This window comes from uncultured Capnocytophaga sp., from assembly GCF_937936315.1.
Lineage (GTDB): Bacteria > Bacteroidota > Bacteroidia > Flavobacteriales > Flavobacteriaceae > Capnocytophaga.
On sequence record NZ_CALGWU010000003.1, the window covers coordinates 41,707 to 57,844 of the forward strand.

Sequence of the window (16,138 nt, forward strand, 5' to 3'; positions counted from 1 at the left end):
GTTTATATTTATTGATTAATAATTATCTGTCATTATTTAATACTCCTCGTCAAATCTCGTGACACGAAGAAATATTTAGGATTTTATAAAATTAAAATATCATTCTAATTTTCACTCCTCCATTGATACCAGGGAGCGGACGGTTAAATTCTGATAAAGTTTTTTCGTTCGTTACATTGCGCAATTTGCCCGATATAAAGAGTTTGTTATTCAAAAAACTATGTTCAAAACCTATATCTATAGTGGTGCTTCGTGGGATGCGGCGTTTTTGCAATTGGGTCAGTTCAAAATCATAGAAATATTCTTCTACAAAAGCTACATCGGCAAAGAGGCGGGTGTTCTGACCGCTACCGCCAAAAAGATTTTCGCGGTGAAATTCTATTCCGGCGTTTGCCATTAGGTAGGGGATATTAGGCATACGCTTGTATTTGGTAGGGTTAGGCACAGTGCTGGCAGGCTCGTAGTCACGGGTATCACGTAAGTCTTGGTAAGTAGTATTCACGTAGGCATAGAGCGAGGGGAGCACATCGGCTTTGGCTTCAAACTCTACCCCAAGGGTGCGCATCTCTCCAAAATTCTGATATTGAGCGCCTATAAGTCCGGCGGTGTAGCGTATCATATCCTGCAAGTACATATAGAAGAAGTTCATCTCTATCTGTGCATTGGTGGGGTGTTTGCCCGTAAGGTCGAACAATAAACCGAGGTTTGCGCTGGCATTGCGTTCAGGCAATAGGTCGGCACTAGGTACTACACTGATACCATCGCCCAAGAGTTCATTTTCCGAAGGGATACGCACTTCATAACCAGCGGATAGTTTTCCCATTAGTGAAGGCAAAAAGCGGTAGCGCAAAGCGTTGTTCACCCCCCAATTGTTCTTTTGTAAATCTACATCGTACTTGCCGGGTACAAATAATGGTGCCATTTGGGTGTGCATAGTGTATTGGTAGTAACGCAGGGTGAGTGAGTTGAGAAACACATCGTTAAGCGACCGCAAGTCGTAAGTAAGTCCGCTTACCCAGCTGTGCATACGCGAATCGAAATTCACTTGCTTGCCTAAACTGAGGGTTTTCAGCTCGTCCTTGGGCGTTCCATTGGCTATAGAAAATACACTGTTGAAGTTGAACGAATGACGCTCATTGATGATGTATTCTAAGTTGGTTTTATTGATAAAGGAAAGTTTTTGGTCATCGGAATCTGAAGGGAAGTTGTAGCCCACCTCACCTCCGTAACGCGATGGGGTAGGGTAGGAGCTGCCGTCCCATTCATAGCGACGAGTGGCTTTATCGATGAAGTTCATTTTGGTGAGTACCACCCCGCTGAACATATCAAAATTGAGCCCTTCGGTTAGGAAATTGTCTTTGGTGAGTTTGTTTGCCAAACCCGCCATTAGGCTCTCGCTATGTGCTTCGCGAATGTCGTACTCTATACCTTGAATTTCTTTGTAGGTCTTTACCACTACGGGTTCAAACTCTACCTCGTCAAACCACCATTTTTTAGCTTTAAAGCTCCCCCCAACGATGTATTTGCGGTATTTATCGTGGTTGCGGGTGATGCGTAACCCCTCGCGATAGGGCGAATCGAAAGTATAGTTATTATCGGAAGTAGTATAGCCCCCACCGATACCAAAAACTAGTCCGCGCGCTTTCAAGTTGCGTTTGAAAACCCCTTGCGCCTTGTGAGTGTTGAAACTCTCGTAACCATAGCTGAGGTCGGCATACTTATCAGGATATTCGCGAATGACGATATTGATAGCCCCACCCAAAGACGACCCTCCAAAGCGAGCAGGTACCACGCCTTTGTAAATCTCGATGCGGTCTATCATATCCACAGGAATATCGTTGATATCCAAATAGTCGGTTTGTTCAGTCATTGGCAATTCGTCTATGAAGAAGCCAATGCGCTTGCCTTCCAAGCCTCGTACTGAAATGCGCGAACTGCTCCCCACACCTCCAGAGGTGCGCAAGGTTACCCCCACGGTTTTGGCGAGAATGTCCTGCACATTGCTCACCGTGCCCCGCATATTGCTCATATCAATCACTGTTACAGGCATACTCTCTTCTTTCTTTTGGTGAGCGATACTCTTGCCCGAAACAGTTACTCCACTTATTTCCTCAGCTTGCTCTTTAAGGCTGATATCCAAACGCTCTTGTCCTTTTAGATAGATTTTCTTACTAAAAGTTTGATAGCCGAGATAGCTACCTATAATAGTGTAATTGCCTTCGGGGATACCTTTTAGATAATAGTTGCCTTGTGCATCGGCATTAGCGCCTTTTTTCAATTCTTTGAGGTAGATATCGGCGCCTATAAGTGGTTTTTGAGTAGCTTTATCGGTAATTTTACCTGAAAGTTCAGCAGTATTTTGAGCCCATAAAGAAGAAGTAGTGAGCAGTAATAAAAGAAAAGTTTTGTATAACATAAATATTGGTTTTTATCCATTAAATCATTAACTATCAGTATCTAACCTTTATCCCCTGACACCTGATACCTGACACCTAACCCCTAAAAATTTGGTAGTTTGCGATATATTATTTACTTTTGTTCTAAACAACGGATTTCAAGAGGCAAAAGTACACTAAAATAAAAGTACTATTGTTTAATATCCTTAGCAAAGTTTTATATCTGAATAGCTATGATGAATGAAGTAACATTACCTTTGGTGACCAGTGAAGAAGAAGTACAAAGCTACTATGAGGGAGTGAGTGAACACGTGGGATTGTTTCGGTTAGAACAACAGTTTTTAGGCGAGCATACTTACTACTGTTGGCAAGCACAAATGAAAGAAGATGTAGTTTTTGAAGGACGTATGGATATCCCCTCAGTGCGCCTTTATTTTGTAACGCAAACACATAAAGGTATACAAATAGAGATTGACAAACGTATTGCTACTGCCAAAGCAGGAACTCATAATATATTTTTCGGGAGTGAAGAGTGTTTAGGGAAAGATTTTTTTCACAAAGATGATACTATAGAGGTGATTTCCTTAGCTGTGAGTGCCGAAAAGTTTGCACAAATAGCCGCTACCTATCCCGAAACCTTTATGTCGTGGTATGAGCGTTATCAACACAGTGGCAATTTTATGCTCTCCCCCGAACATTCTTTGCCTACTACCTTTCCTATGCAAACGGCACTTTGTCAGTTGCAGCAAGCGACACTCTTGGGCAAGGCTGCCCGACCTTATGCTGATCTTAAAATACAAGAACTCCTTATTTTACAATTGCAACAATACGAACAACAACAGTCACAGCCTCACCAATATTGTAAAACCCCAACCGATGTACAGAAGATGTACGAAGTGCGCGATATGCTTACAGCCCAGTTAGATACTACGCCTTCCATAACTGAATTAGCGCGTGCTGTGGGTACTAATGAAAAGAAATTGTGTTACGGTTTCAAAGAAGTATTTGGCACTACAGTTTTCGGTTACTTATACGATTATAAAATGGAGTTAGCACAGCAGCTACTTCTCCACACCGATAAGAACATCAGTGAGATAGCATTTGCTTGTGGCTATGAGTATGTATCGCATTTCTCTACTGCCTTTAAGAAGAAATTTGGCAGAAGCCCGAAGCAAGTGTCAGGGGACAGAGGATAGTTATAAACTTTGTGAAAGTCCCAAAACTTTGATAAAGTAGATTACTCTGATAATCAATTACATTGTAGGGGCGTTTTGCAAACGCCCTTTACAAAAAAAGCTGCCTAACATTAGACAGCCTATTTATACTACAACTTCAAAAGTTCCTCTATGTATTCTCTACTGTTAGAAAGTCGGGGGACTTTGTTTTGCCCACCGAGTTTGTCTTTATGCTTGAGCCAATCGTGGAAAAGCCCCGTACGTGCGCTGTGTACTTTAGGCTTGTTGAGGGTCATATTGTTGTAACGCTTGGCTTCGTAATCGGAGTTGAGTTTCTGGAGTTCGAGGTCTAATATCTCGGTGAATTGCTCTAAACTCTCTGGAGCTGATTCAAATTCTATCACCCACTCGTGTCCGCCTTTTAGCTTGTCCTGCATAAAGATAGGCGCTACAGTGTAATCTATCAAATTACTATTGGTTTGTTCGCAGGCTTTTTCTAAAGCGCGCTCAGCATTCTCTATAATGAGCTCTTCGCCAAAAACATTGATAAAGTGTTTGGTGCGCCCCGTAATCTTGATGCGATAAGGTGCTACTGAGGTAAATCGCACAGTATCACCTATAATATACCGCCACAAGCCTGCATTGGTGCTAATCACCATTGCGTAGTTTTTGCCTATCTCCACTTCACTCAGCGGAATGGCTTTTTGTTGGGCAGTGCCAAAGGTCTCCATTGGGATGAACTCATAGAAAATACCATAGTCCAGCATTAGCAACATTTCGTCCGAATTATTGCGGTCTTGAATAGCAAAAAAACCTTCGGAAGCATTGTATATTTCGTAATAGCGGAAAGTATCCGAGGGGATAATATTTTTATATTGTTCGCGATAAGGAATGAAACTCACTCCACCGTGGAAATACACTTCTAAGTTTTCCCACAATTCTAATAGGTTTTGTTTTTTGGTATCTTCTAAAATGCGGTTCAGCAATATGAGCATCCACGAGGGGACACCTGCAATGCTGGTAACATTTTCTGTTTTTACTTCTTTTACAATTGCCTGTAGTTTGCTCTCCCATTCACTCATCAGTGATACTTTGTTGCTGGGAGTACAACTCCATTCTGCCCAAAAAGGCAAGTTTTCAATTAAAATCGCCGATAAATCACCAAAATAGGTGCCGTTTTGCTCGTATAATTGCTTGCTACCCCCAAGTCGCAAACTCTTTCCTTTGAAAAGGTTTGAGTCCTCGTTGTTGTTCAGGTATAAGCAAAGCATATCTTTCCCTGATTTGTAATGACACAATTGCAGAGCCTCCTCACTCACGGGTATAAATTTGCTTTTGGCATTGGTAGTCCCGCTGCTCTTAGCAAACCACTTGATGGGTGTATGCCAAAATACATTGCGTTCACCGCGCCGAGCTCTTTCAACATAAGGCTCAAAGTCCTCGTAGGTAGTGAGAGGCGTTTCACGCACAAATTGCTGGTAGTTTTTCACTTCGGCGAAGTTGTATTGCTTGCCGAGTTCAGTATCTTTGGCATTGCTGATTAGTTCTAAAAGCACGCGTTCTTGTACCCTATGAGGGTCGAGTACAAACTCTTGTATCTGGTCGATACGGCGTTTTAAAAACCACGAAGTGATAGAATTAAATAAAGCTAAAGGCATTTTATTTCAGGTTTCAGGGAATAGATTTCAGGTTTCAGGGTATAGGGGTCAGGTGTCAAGGTAGGATTCTGATACCTGACACCTGACCCCTAACACCTGATAACTTATAAAGAATTTTCTTTAGTGAATTTTACGATTTCGGAAATACGTCCAAAAGCAACGCCCACTACTGTATCGGCAGCACCGTAGTACACTGCTACTTTGTCTTCTTCGATAGAATGCAAGGCAGCGCAAGGGAATACCACATTAGGCACATCGCCGGTAGTTTCGTAGAGGGTGGCAGGCGCCAAGAGGTAAGGCTGTGTACGAGCGATTACCTTGCTTGGATTGTTGAGGTCTAACAATGCAGCCCCCATAGAGTAGCGGAAACCGTTGCAAGTATTGATTACCCCGTGATAGAACAATAGCCATCCGTCTTTTGTTTTGATAGGCACAGCTCCTGCTCCTATTTTGGTACATTGCCAAGCGCTATCTATAAAAGGCGTTACTTTCATCACGCAGCGGTGTTCACCCCAGTATTTCATATCGGGGCTATAGCTGATGAAAATATCACCGAAAGGAGTATGTCCGTTATCACTTGGGCGGCTAAGCATTGCGTATTTACCGTTGATTTTCTCAGGGAAGAGCACTCCGTTGCGGTTGAAAGGCAAAAAGGCATTCTCGCATTGGAAAAACTCTTTGAAATCAAAAGTATAGGCAATCCCGATAGTAGGACCACAATAGCCATTACACCAAGTTACCCAATAGCGGTCTTCGATAAAAGTAACGCGAGGGTCGTACTTATACTCAGAGTGTAAGAAATCAGTATTACCACCTTTCATCACGATAGGTTCGTGGTTGATTTCCCAGTGAATAGCATCTTTACTGAAGCCAGCGAAGATATTCATTTGTACTGCTTTGTTATCGCAGCGGAAAACCCCTGCATAACCATCTTTAAAAGGCACTACGGCACTATTAAAAATACTGTTAGAGGTAGGGATATCATACCTACCGATGATAGGGTTTTCAGAATAACGCCACATTACATCGGTACAACCCGCAGGGCGTTCTTGCCAAGGAATTTTTTGACTCATTATTTTTGTTTTAGTTATTAGTTATTGTTTAGCTTATTGGTAGTTAGCATATATTTTTTTAAAAAAGTTTATCTATTTTTTAGAATTAAATTCTACTAACTTTTTCCAATCAATGTCTCCATTCTTTTTGCAGAAGTTATTAGAAAACTCACGAGTAAATTTGTTTATCATTTGTGTATATGACAACATAAACTCTTCATTTTTTTCTTTTGCTTGATGTCCTAAAGGTTCAATTAGTTCAGTATATAGATCTTTGTTCCCTGAAATAAACTCCCAAAACTCTTGTCCACAATATTTAAAGTAATCCCCTTTATCAGGATTATTTTCCTTACCATAGCAACAGCCATTTATAGCAACAACATTTATTTGTGAATTACTTGTGCGAAGAGTTTTCTTTGCCGTTTTAAAATCAGAAATCATCTTCTTAATCTGAGAACTATTTCCCCAATTATTTCCTGACTTTATAGTAACAATATAACGGATATTTTCTTTATCGAACTCTAAATCTATTCCTGTTATGCCCGATTTATATCCTCCGTATACTTCATTACTTATAAAAATTGCTAAACCTTCAAGCCAATTACCAAAGATAGTTTCTTCATTAGAAGAAATATGAGCATCTACAATACCTCTTATTATTTGTTCAGAAGTTTGCATATACTTAGCCTTAAATAGGTAAGGATTTTTTCTTTTCAAAACTTGTGAAAGTTTTAATTTATCAAGACTTTGAATTCTCTTCTGATGAAAATACCCAATATTTTCCTCTACATATTGAACTACTTTTTGAATGTCTAATGCTTTCATAATTATCCAAATCTTAACATTGCTTGGTAGGGTTCTTCTAATTGGTTTTTTATCATTTGGTAGTAATCTTCCATTATTTCAATACCAATAGCACTTCGCCCCATACGTTCTGCTACGAATAGAGTAGTACCTGAACCTGCAAAGGGGTCGAGCACCATATCACCTTCTTTTGTAAAGAGTTTAATAAACCATTCAGGTAGTTCCTCAGGGAATGCAGCACTATGTTTTTTATTATTGCACTCAGTAGCTAAATGTAAAACATTTGTAGGGTATGCCTTTTCACGGTCTATCCAATTAGATATATTCTTTCCAAAACCACTACCTACTTTAGAGTTATCTCTCCGTTTATCAGTATCTGATAGGTTCTTTAGTCTACTTTTAGCCCAATCACCCATTGGAACCATCACCTCTTCCTGATACATTGCAAATTTCTTACTTTTATTGAATTGTAATAAGCGTTCCCACGCATCACGAAAACGGTTAGGCCATTTGCCTGGGTAAGAGTTTTTTTTGTGCCATATAAACTCTTCTGTCCATAGCCAACCTTGTTTACGCATTGCTAAGATAAGTTCCATTACGTATGTACTACGCTCTCCTTCTACTACTTTTTCTTTGATATTCAACACAAAAGTACCAGAAGGCTTCAGTACTCTTAAAAGCTGTTCAGAAATAGGTAAAAACCACTCTACATATTTATCAGGAGAAATCCCCCCATAAGTACTCTTGCGCTGGTCAGCATATGGGGGAGAGGTAACAATTAGGTCAATAGAGTTATCAGGAAGTGTTTTAAGCACTTCTGCACTATCTCCTTGTAATATGTTAGTTATCAGTTCTTTCATTTTATTTCATCAAAAATAGCACTATAAACAGCATCAATATCTGTAAGCAATCCCCATTCTAACCCCTTTTTAGCAGTGAGTAATTCATCATCGCTGAGTGTTCTGCCTAATCGCTCTAAAGCAACAGATTGTATATCTTCTACAGCAATCGTAAAAAGAGGTTTAGCCTTTTCTTCTATGACAGAACTCTCTACCTCAAACTTTTCAAAAAGAGATTCAAAAATAGGTAAGTCTTCCTCATCAATAGCTATTTGTAGTACCGTTTTTGCCATTATGTTACACTGTTTTCTTTATCAATTCTGTGATAAACGCTATTTGCTCGTCGTCAAGCTCGGTGTGCATAGGCAGAGAGATGACTTCTTGTACTAATTTATTGGTAACACCAAAATCAGCTTCGTTATAAGAGCTGCGGGTATAGGCTTTTTGGGCGTGCAATGGTATAGGGTAGTAAATACCAAAAGGCACTCCATTTTCACCCAATACTTTGGCGAGTTCATCGCGTTTGCCATTGGTGATGCGGAGGGTATATTGGTGGAATACGTGGTCATAACCCTCTGCGATTACAGGGGTAATGATATGAGGATTGCCTTTCAGCGCTTCTGTATATTTGCGAGCGGCTTCACGTCGGCGGGCGTTATAATCGTTTAAGTGAGGAAGTTTGGCGCGCAACACAGCCGCTTGTAAAGAGTCGAGGCGTGAGTTTACCCCTACCACATCGTGGTGGTAACGCACATACATACCGTGATTTACGATACCGCGAAGAGTGTAAGCAAGGTCGTCGTCGTTAGTGAAGATAGCCCCTCCGTCGCCGTAGCAACCGAGGTTCTTAGAAGGGAAGAAAGAAGTTGCCCCTACGTGACCGATAGTTCCTACTTTTTGTTTGTGTCCATTGGCAAAAGTATAATCAGCACCAATGGCTTGCGCGTTGTCTTCAATCACGAAAAGGTTATGTTTTTTAGCCAAAGCCATTACAGCTTCCATATTGGCTGGCTGACCGAACAAATGCACGGGTACAATCGCTTTTGTGCGGGGAGTAATCGCTTTTTCAATAGCCTCGATATTGATGTTAAAAGTATCGTCATACACATCTACCAATACAGGGGTGAGTTTCAGCAAGGCAATCACTTCTACGGTTGCTGCGAAGGTAAAATCGGCAGTAATGACCTCATCGCCTTCTTTGAGTCCGAGCCCCATCATAGCGATTTGAAGGGCATCAGTACCATTGGCGCAAGGGATGACGTGTTTCACGCCCATATAATTTTCCAATTCCTTTTGAAAGGCTTGTACTTGAGGACCGTTGATAAAAGCGGTGGTGCTGAGTACTTCTTCAAAAGAAGCTTGTACTTCATTTTTAATTCTTTCATACTGACCTTGAAGGTCAACCATTTGTATTTTTCTCATATATGTTGTATGTTAGATTTCTGATGTTAGGGGTGTTGAGTATTGCAAAGATAGGGATTATTTTTAATAATCTTCGATGACTTTTTATTGTTCATTCTTTTAATATTATTTACTCTTCAAGGTCTGCTAAATCAAGAAACATCAATCGGGTACTATCCTCTTTGTCATTATCTGATAGGAATTCAAAACCCATTCTTTGATAGAAAGGAATAGCTTGTTTATAGGCATCAACAGTGATAAGTCTACACGCTTGATTGTCATTCAATATAAGGCAATTACTTATAATAGTATGAATCATTATTTTTCCTAATCCTTTTCCTTTACAAGATTTATCAACAGCCAAACGACCTATTTTTACAGAAGGAATATTTTTTAAGTGCCTTTTAGGATAAGGTATTAAATCTCTTAAAAACTTTTTTAACTGACTTTTTGAAGAAAACATTTCCTCTTTAAGTTGTAAGCTATCATTTAGTAAGCTATAATAACCTAAAGTTCGGGTATCATCTTCAATCACAAAAGTGGTAGCAAGTAATTCTTTTCGATAAGGAATAGCTTCTTCAAAAAGAAACTCATTCAAATCATCATCTTCACAATTAAAGGGTTTAATCACAAATCCTTTAGTAACTCTTAAAAAAGATAAATTCTCTAAATTCATTGTTCTATTTATTTTTCTTCTCTACTTTCCTTAAAAATAGCTCTTAATTTAGCAGCATCTTTCTCAATACTCTTACGTGTAATGCCTAAACGTTTAAAATTCTCTTTAAACCCTGCTAATTTCTTGTAGAACTCTATTACATCTTGCCCCTCAAGTATGGGCGTTGCTTTGATTTCTCTTGCCATAGTGCTTTAGATATTAAGTGTTCAGACGGCAAAGATACAAAGTAATTGCTAAATTAGCAAATTTTAGTTATTGATTGTTAGCCACTTCCGAATAGCCCAATATACTTTGGTTTTTATATAAAAAAATCAAAAACTTAAATTACTAATAAACAATACGTTAAAAAAAATCTCTAAAAATAATCACTTAAAAAAATTGGAAAATAAAATAATTGTTTCTACTTTTGTCCTTTCAAATAGAAAATATTAGTTATATACCTTATTTTAATAAAAATAAATGAGAACAATACAATTTAGAGAAGCCGTTTGCGAAGCAATGAGCGAAGAAATGCGTCGCGACGAATCTATTTATTTGATGGGTGAAGAGGTTGCCGAATACAACGGTGCTTACAAAGCCTCTAAAGGAATGCTCGATGAGTTTGGGCCTAAACGTATAATCGATACCCCTATCGCCGAAGGCGGTTTTGCTGGTATCTCAGTAGGTGCTGCTATGAATGGTAACCGCCCTATCGTTGAGTTTATGACCTTTAACTTTTCGTTGGTAGCTATCGACCAAATCATCAACAATGCTGCTAAAATGCGCCAGATGTCAGGTGGTCAATTCAATATTCCTATCGTATTCCGCGGTCCTACCGCTTCTGCTGGTCAGCTTGCTGCTACTCACTCTCAAGCCTTTGAGAACTGGTATGCTAACTGCCCTGGTTTGAAAGTAGTAGTACCTTCAACTCCTTACGATGCTAAAGGATTACTCAAATCAGCGATTCGCGATAACGACCCTGTAATCTTTATGGAGTCTGAGCAAATGTATGGTGATAAAGGTGAAGTGCCTGAAGAAGAATACACTATTCCTCTAGGTGTTGCCGATATCAAACGCGCTGGTAATGATGTAACTATCGTATCTTTCGGTAAAATCATCAAAGAAGCTCACAAAGCTGCCGATATTTTAGCTCAAGAAGGTATCGAATGTGAAATCATCGATTTGCGTACCGTGCGTCCGCTAGATTTTGATACTGTATTCGCATCTGTGAAAAAAACAAACCGCTTAGTAATTTTAGAAGAGGCTTGGCCTTTTAGCAGCGTTTCTTCAGAAATTACTTACCAAGTACAAGAACACCTCTTCGATTATCTCGATGCTCCTGTACAACGTATTACTACCACCGATACTCCTGCGCCATTCTCTTCAGAATTGCTTAAAGAGTTTTTGCCTAACGCCGAAGATGTAGTAAAAGCTGTAAAAAAAGTACTTTATAAATAAGAATTTGCTATCATTTTTATTTTTTAAAAGTTATATTTTATTTTTTAGTCTTCACGATTCCTTTTTTCGTGAAGACTTTTTTATCTCCCCTCCCGCGTTAAACTTTTGTTAAACTCTTACGATAGTAATGTTAAATTTACAACAATAAAAAATAAGAGTTTTTAACACATTTCTGTAACCAAAATATTAATATAGCATTAAAAATTAATATCAAAACTTGTTTTATTAACATTTTTATTATGTTAAACTATAAAATCAGACATTTGTCTCTCTAGATAGAGTTTGTCTATTTTGAAGTTTTTTACTACTTTTGTACAAAATAGAAGAGAGAAAACAAAAATGCCATTGATTAAAACATTTGATATTGATGTAAAGACCAAACTTTACTTATGGGATGTTGAGGAAAAACTTACTGATTTACAGCAAGCTGTAGTACTAACATCCCAACAACAAGAAACTCTTGAGGCCATTCGAAATGAAAAAGGTAAAAAAAACTTCTTGGCCACACGCCTATTACTCAAAAATATAGGCTATACACCTACAGCTCTGTTTTATGACCCTAATGGAAAACCTTTCCTTAGCGATGGAAAACAAATATCTATCAGTCATTCTTTCAACAAAGTAGCAGTAATTATCAGTGATAGAAAAGTAGGCGTAGATATAGAAAAAAAACGTGAAAAAATAGTAGCTATCGCACATAAGTTCACACAATGGAACTTTAAAGCTGCTTCTTTCTCTTTAGAAAGTATCATACAGAAACTCACAATGACCTGGTGCGCTAAAGAAGTAGGTTTTAAAATTCATGGTAACCCCGAACTCACCCTCAACGATGTAAAAGTACGCGATTTCTTCCCTACTGATAGTTCTACCGAGATACTCGTAGGTCGTGGTAAATACGAAGTCAATTTCATTTTTATAGAGGATTACGTTTTAGGCTATTGCCATAGTATCAAGTAACAGTTAACAAGTAACAAGTAATAAAAAAAGCAGCTCAAAAAGAGCTGCTTTTTTTTGTTTATTAAAACATTTTTCGATTACCCCGTCCTTATAAATTTATACTAAACTAAAAATATTTTTATTATTATTTTTGTTTCATCTAAAAATATACTACTTTTGCACCGAAAAATTAATAATTAACACTATATGAAAACTTTGTTATCAGCTATTGCTATAGCTTTCAGTACTTTATGTTTCGCTCAAAACGGAACTATCAAAGGTACTATCACGGTGAATAATGAACCTTTAGAAGCCGTAACTGTCCAATTAGAAAGTAAATCTTTAAAAAAATGGACAACTTCCGACCGCAATGGTCATTATGCCATTTCCTTACCTGCCGGTGAATACCGACTAAAAATTCGTTCCTTAGGGTATATACCTTATGATGATAAAGTGGTTATCACCGAGGAGGAAACCCTCTCTCAAGATGTCACTCTTAAAGAAGATGTGCTCGGTATAGACGAGGTAGTGATTACTGCTACCAAAACTAAAGAAAACCGCAAAGATGCTCCTGTGCTTGTGAGCGTTACTACCCATCGTGAATTGGCAAATGTGAAAGCACATACCTTAATGGAAGGTCTGGTATTCCAACCGGGCTTGCGTACCGAGGTAAATTGCCAGAACTGTGGTACTTCCCAAGTGCGCATCAATGGCTTGGAAGGGGCTTATTCGCAAATTCTCATCGATAGCCGTCCTATCTTTGGATCGCTTAATGGCGTGTATGGCTTAGACCAAATCCCTGCCAATATGATTGAGCGTATAGAGGTAATCCGTGGAGGTGGTTCAGCGCTTTTTGGCTCTAATGCCATTGCTGGTACTATTAATGTGATTACTAAAAACCCTACCAAAAACGAGGCACAAGCAAGTATCGTGAGCAACCTCATAGGCGGTAAATCGGGCGATGTGGTGAGCTCTTTCAACGGCTCACTTGTGAGTGAGAATTATATGCGCGGTATCTCTTTCCACGCTATGCAACGCTCACGCCAGTCTTACGACGATAATGGCGATGATTTTACCGAAATCACTCGTTTGCACAACCTCAATGCGGGTGCGAAACTCTTCAACGATTTTACCGACCGCCATAAGCTCACCGCCGAACTAAACGTGAGCAACGAAAATCGCCGCGGAGGTAATAAACTCGATGAACCTGAACACCTTGCCGACCTTGCCGAGAGCATTCGCACGCAAATGCTTGGAGGGAATGCTAATTTTGAGTATTTCTCACCTGCCTATAACCATAAATTTACAGCCTATACTAGTGCCGAACGCACTCGCGCCGATAACTATTACGGCAGTTTCGATGGTATTGATATAGAAGCATCTTCTGGCAACTATGGGGTTACCAAAGAGAATATTTGGTTACTTGGCGGGCAACATACGGCTTATGTACCTACGGGCAAAGGTAATTTGCAATGGACATCAGGCGCTGAATATCAATATGACAAAATAGCCGAAAAACGTCAGAATCCTAATGTGCTTGCTGTAAACCAAAAAGCCAATACTTTCGGACTTTTCACGCAAGCCGATTGGCGTATCTCTCCTAAAATCAAAGTGCTTGGAGGGGTGCGTTTAGACAATATAAATTCCGATATAATGAAGAAAAGCGTTACAGCGCTCAACCCTCGTGCGAGCGTGCTTTATAATATCGATGAAAACTTTATCGCTCGAGGTTCGTATTCAAGAGGATTTAGAGCGCCTTTCTTCTATTCAGAAGATGTACACAGCGAATTGCAAGGAGGTGAAGCACGACGCGTAAAACTCGCCGATGATCTTAAAAAAGAAACTTCCGATAGCTTTACCGCTTCTTTTGAGTATAACCACGCTCACGACAACCACCAATTTGTAGCGATGATAGAGGGCTTCTATACAGCTTTGCACGATCGTTTTACTTATGAAGATGCAGGTTTAGAAAACGGATTGCCTATCCGTGAGAAACGCAATTCCGATGGCGCCGTAGTGAAGGGAGTAAATATAGAAGTGAAGTACAGCCCCAATCCCAAATTTATGTTACAGCTTGCCACCACTATCCAAAGTTCTAAATACAACAGTGTGCAAAACCCAGAGGAAAATGTCTATACCGATGAAATTCTCCGCACACCTAATGTGTATGGCAACCTGATGGCAACTTATAAACCACGTCCTAATTGGGATATCAACTTTGTAACTGTATATACAGGCAGTATGAAAACTACCCACTTAAAGGGGTATATCCCCGATACGCGTTTGGAGACCACTCCTGCGATGTGGGATGTAGGGGTCAACACCGCTTATGAATTTAAATTCCAAAGTTTCTTCCCTTTAGAAGTGAGTTGCGGTATCAAAAACCTTTTCAACCAATACCAAAAAGATTTTGACAAAGGTGCTGAACGCGATGCCGATTACATTTATGGTCCTTCGCTACCTCGCACCGTGTTTGTAGGTTTGAAAGTTAAAATTTAATATCCATATTAACTTTGCAAAGTTTGCAACAAAAAAGCGACTCATTTTTGAGTCGCTTTTTCATTATTTGTGTATTGCAAATATTAGTAATTCAACTGATAAGTAGTAGTCATATCACTGTTATAACTAATGTCAATATCAATATTATCTACTACTTGTGCTCCATTTTCAGTTTTAAATTTGAAAGTGTGGCGAGCTACTTTATTCACTATTAAGTTGATAGTTTTACCATTCTTATCTTTCTCCACTTTTATAGGGATAATAATATCAAACACTTTTTCATCACTTTTATCACTTACCAATTGGTATTTTCTGCTTTTCTCAGTACCATTTTGAATGTTAGTAATAAGTGTGTTCAATTTCGTTAAATAATCAGCATCAGTAAAATAACCAAGACCTGTATTACTACCAGCTCTTGCATTTCGGGTTTCGTTGATAGTCTTTACAAAACCATCAGTATCAAAAGTATAAGTATAGTTATTAGTGTAATTTAAAACAGTGCCATCTTCTGTTAAAACCATTTTTTGTAACAAGTTCTTAGGGGCTACTCCTTGTAACCAGCCTATTCGAAACTCAAAATACTGCATATAGCTACCCACAATATCCCCTTCAAAGTTGTTCAACAAAAACTTATTTTTGTTCAAGTTGTTGTTATAAGAAAGCTGACTTTCAAAGGTGGTAATTTTGCCGCCCCAATTTACCTTTTCACTAATCTTAGTCAAATTGTCATTTGTCCACTCAAAATCACCTCTAGAACCTTTTGTCAATCGTTGGTTACTGTCGTAAGTTCCTAAACCTAACATATTACCAGCAGCGTTGAGTCCCACTTCTCGATTTTCTATACCTCCTGTATCTTCATTGGGAAAAGTTATTTTCACAGAGTTAGCTCCATAAGTAAATGTTTTTACATTATCACTTTTGCCCTCTTCCTTTGTAGTAATTTTTTTGATTCTTCCTTTTTCATCGTATTCATAAGAAAAGTTCAAAGTTTTTACTACAAATTTTTGACCGTTGAGAGTGGGTTCTAAGGTACTTTCAAGAGAAGGAGCAGGACCCATACCACCACCTTTGTAATCTTCCACTATAATGAAGTTACAAGTAATTGTTTGTACTTTTTTAGTAGGCAAGTAGTCGCTTTGCGTAGTAGGGGTAGTAGTCCCATTACCACCTTTGCCATCACCGCCATTAGGGGTATCATCGTCTTTACTGCCACAGCCTACGAGCATTGCCATTGCTGCGATACTGAATAAAAATTTTTTCATTGG

14 protein-coding genes are annotated in these 16,138 nt (G+C 39.0%); 4 read left to right on the forward strand and 10 right to left on the reverse strand.

What is annotated here, in order from left to right; genetic code table 11:
* Positions 1–91: 91 nt before the first annotated feature.
* Positions 92–2,416, reverse strand: a complete 2,325-nt coding sequence (locus Q0162_RS00860; protein WP_297887644.1) for a TonB-dependent receptor — start codon at positions 2,414–2,416, stop codon at positions 92–94.
* A gap of 207 nt (positions 2,417–2,623) precedes the next feature.
* On the opposite strand from Q0162_RS00860, the gene Q0162_RS00865 reads away from it, so the two are divergent.
* Complete coding sequence (locus Q0162_RS00865; RefSeq protein WP_297887743.1) at positions 2,624–3,592, forward strand: AraC family transcriptional regulator; 969 nt, start codon at positions 2,624–2,626, stop codon at positions 3,590–3,592.
* Between the two features lie 128 nt (positions 3,593–3,720).
* Here Q0162_RS00865 and Q0162_RS00870 read toward each other — a convergent pair whose 3' ends face one another.
* The 8 genes from Q0162_RS00870 to Q0162_RS00905 all read right to left on the reverse strand — a co-directional run bounded on the left by Q0162_RS00870 (position 3,721) and on the right by Q0162_RS00905 (position 10,186).
* Positions 3,721–5,229 carry a GH3 auxin-responsive promoter family protein gene (locus tag Q0162_RS00870; protein ID WP_297887645.1) on the reverse strand — a complete coding sequence of 503 codons (1,509 nt, stop codon included), beginning with the start codon at positions 5,227–5,229 and terminating at the stop codon, positions 3,721–3,723.
* A gap of 104 nt (positions 5,230–5,333) precedes the next feature.
* Positions 5,334–6,302 (reverse strand): glycoside hydrolase family 130 protein, encoded by a 969-nt coding sequence (locus tag Q0162_RS00875; protein WP_002679718.1) that lies wholly within the window; start codon positions 6,300–6,302, stop codon positions 5,334–5,336.
* Positions 6,303–6,374: 72 nt separating this feature from the next.
* Positions 6,375–7,106 carry a PmeII family type II restriction endonuclease gene (locus tag Q0162_RS00880; protein ID WP_126371016.1) on the reverse strand — a complete coding sequence of 244 codons (732 nt, stop codon included), beginning with the start codon at positions 7,104–7,106 and terminating at the stop codon, positions 6,375–6,377.
* Between the two features lie 2 nt (positions 7,107–7,108).
* Positions 7,109–7,945, reverse strand: coding sequence for a site-specific DNA-methyltransferase (locus Q0162_RS00885; RefSeq protein WP_126371015.1), 837 nt, complete (start codon positions 7,943–7,945; stop codon positions 7,109–7,111).
* Positions 7,942–8,217, reverse strand: a complete 276-nt coding sequence (locus Q0162_RS00890; RefSeq protein ID WP_278636128.1) for a hypothetical protein — start codon at positions 8,215–8,217, stop codon at positions 7,942–7,944. Before Q0162_RS00890 ends, Q0162_RS00885 begins: the two co-directional genes overlap by 4 nt.
* A gap of 4 nt (positions 8,218–8,221) precedes the next feature.
* Positions 8,222–9,346 (reverse strand): DegT/DnrJ/EryC1/StrS aminotransferase family protein, encoded by a 1,125-nt coding sequence (locus tag Q0162_RS00895; RefSeq protein WP_297887652.1) that lies wholly within the window; start codon positions 9,344–9,346, stop codon positions 8,222–8,224.
* Positions 9,347–9,455: 109 nt separating this feature from the next.
* Entirely contained in the window at positions 9,456–10,001 is a 546-nt protein-coding gene (locus Q0162_RS00900; RefSeq protein ID WP_203083594.1) for a GNAT family N-acetyltransferase, read from the reverse strand.
* Positions 10,002–10,009: 8 nt separating this feature from the next.
* Positions 10,010–10,186 carry a hypothetical protein gene (locus tag Q0162_RS00905; RefSeq protein WP_297887658.1) on the reverse strand — a complete coding sequence of 59 codons (177 nt, stop codon included), beginning with the start codon at positions 10,184–10,186 and terminating at the stop codon, positions 10,010–10,012.
* Between the two features lie 274 nt (positions 10,187–10,460).
* Between Q0162_RS00905 and Q0162_RS00910 the strand changes: the two genes are divergently transcribed.
* The 3 genes from Q0162_RS00910 to Q0162_RS00920 all read left to right on the forward strand — a co-directional run bounded on the left by Q0162_RS00910 (position 10,461) and on the right by Q0162_RS00920 (position 14,873).
* Positions 10,461–11,438 carry a pyruvate dehydrogenase complex E1 component subunit beta gene (locus tag Q0162_RS00910; protein ID WP_002679756.1) on the forward strand — a complete coding sequence of 326 codons (978 nt, stop codon included), beginning with the start codon at positions 10,461–10,463 and terminating at the stop codon, positions 11,436–11,438.
* A 339-nt stretch (positions 11,439–11,777) separates the two neighbouring features.
* Positions 11,778–12,395 (forward strand): 4'-phosphopantetheinyl transferase superfamily protein, encoded by a 618-nt coding sequence (locus Q0162_RS00915; protein ID WP_297887663.1) that lies wholly within the window; start codon positions 11,778–11,780, stop codon positions 12,393–12,395.
* 186 nt (positions 12,396–12,581) lie between these two features.
* On the forward strand, positions 12,582–14,873 hold the full coding sequence (locus Q0162_RS00920) for a TonB-dependent receptor (protein WP_297887666.1): 2,292 nt from the start codon (positions 12,582–12,584) through the stop codon (positions 14,871–14,873).
* Between the two features lie 83 nt (positions 14,874–14,956).
* Here Q0162_RS00920 and Q0162_RS00925 read toward each other — a convergent pair whose 3' ends face one another.
* Positions 14,957–16,135 (reverse strand): DUF4595 domain-containing protein, encoded by a 1,179-nt coding sequence (locus Q0162_RS00925; RefSeq protein ID WP_297887669.1) that lies wholly within the window; start codon positions 16,133–16,135, stop codon positions 14,957–14,959.
* Positions 16,136–16,138 lie beyond the last annotated feature (3 nt).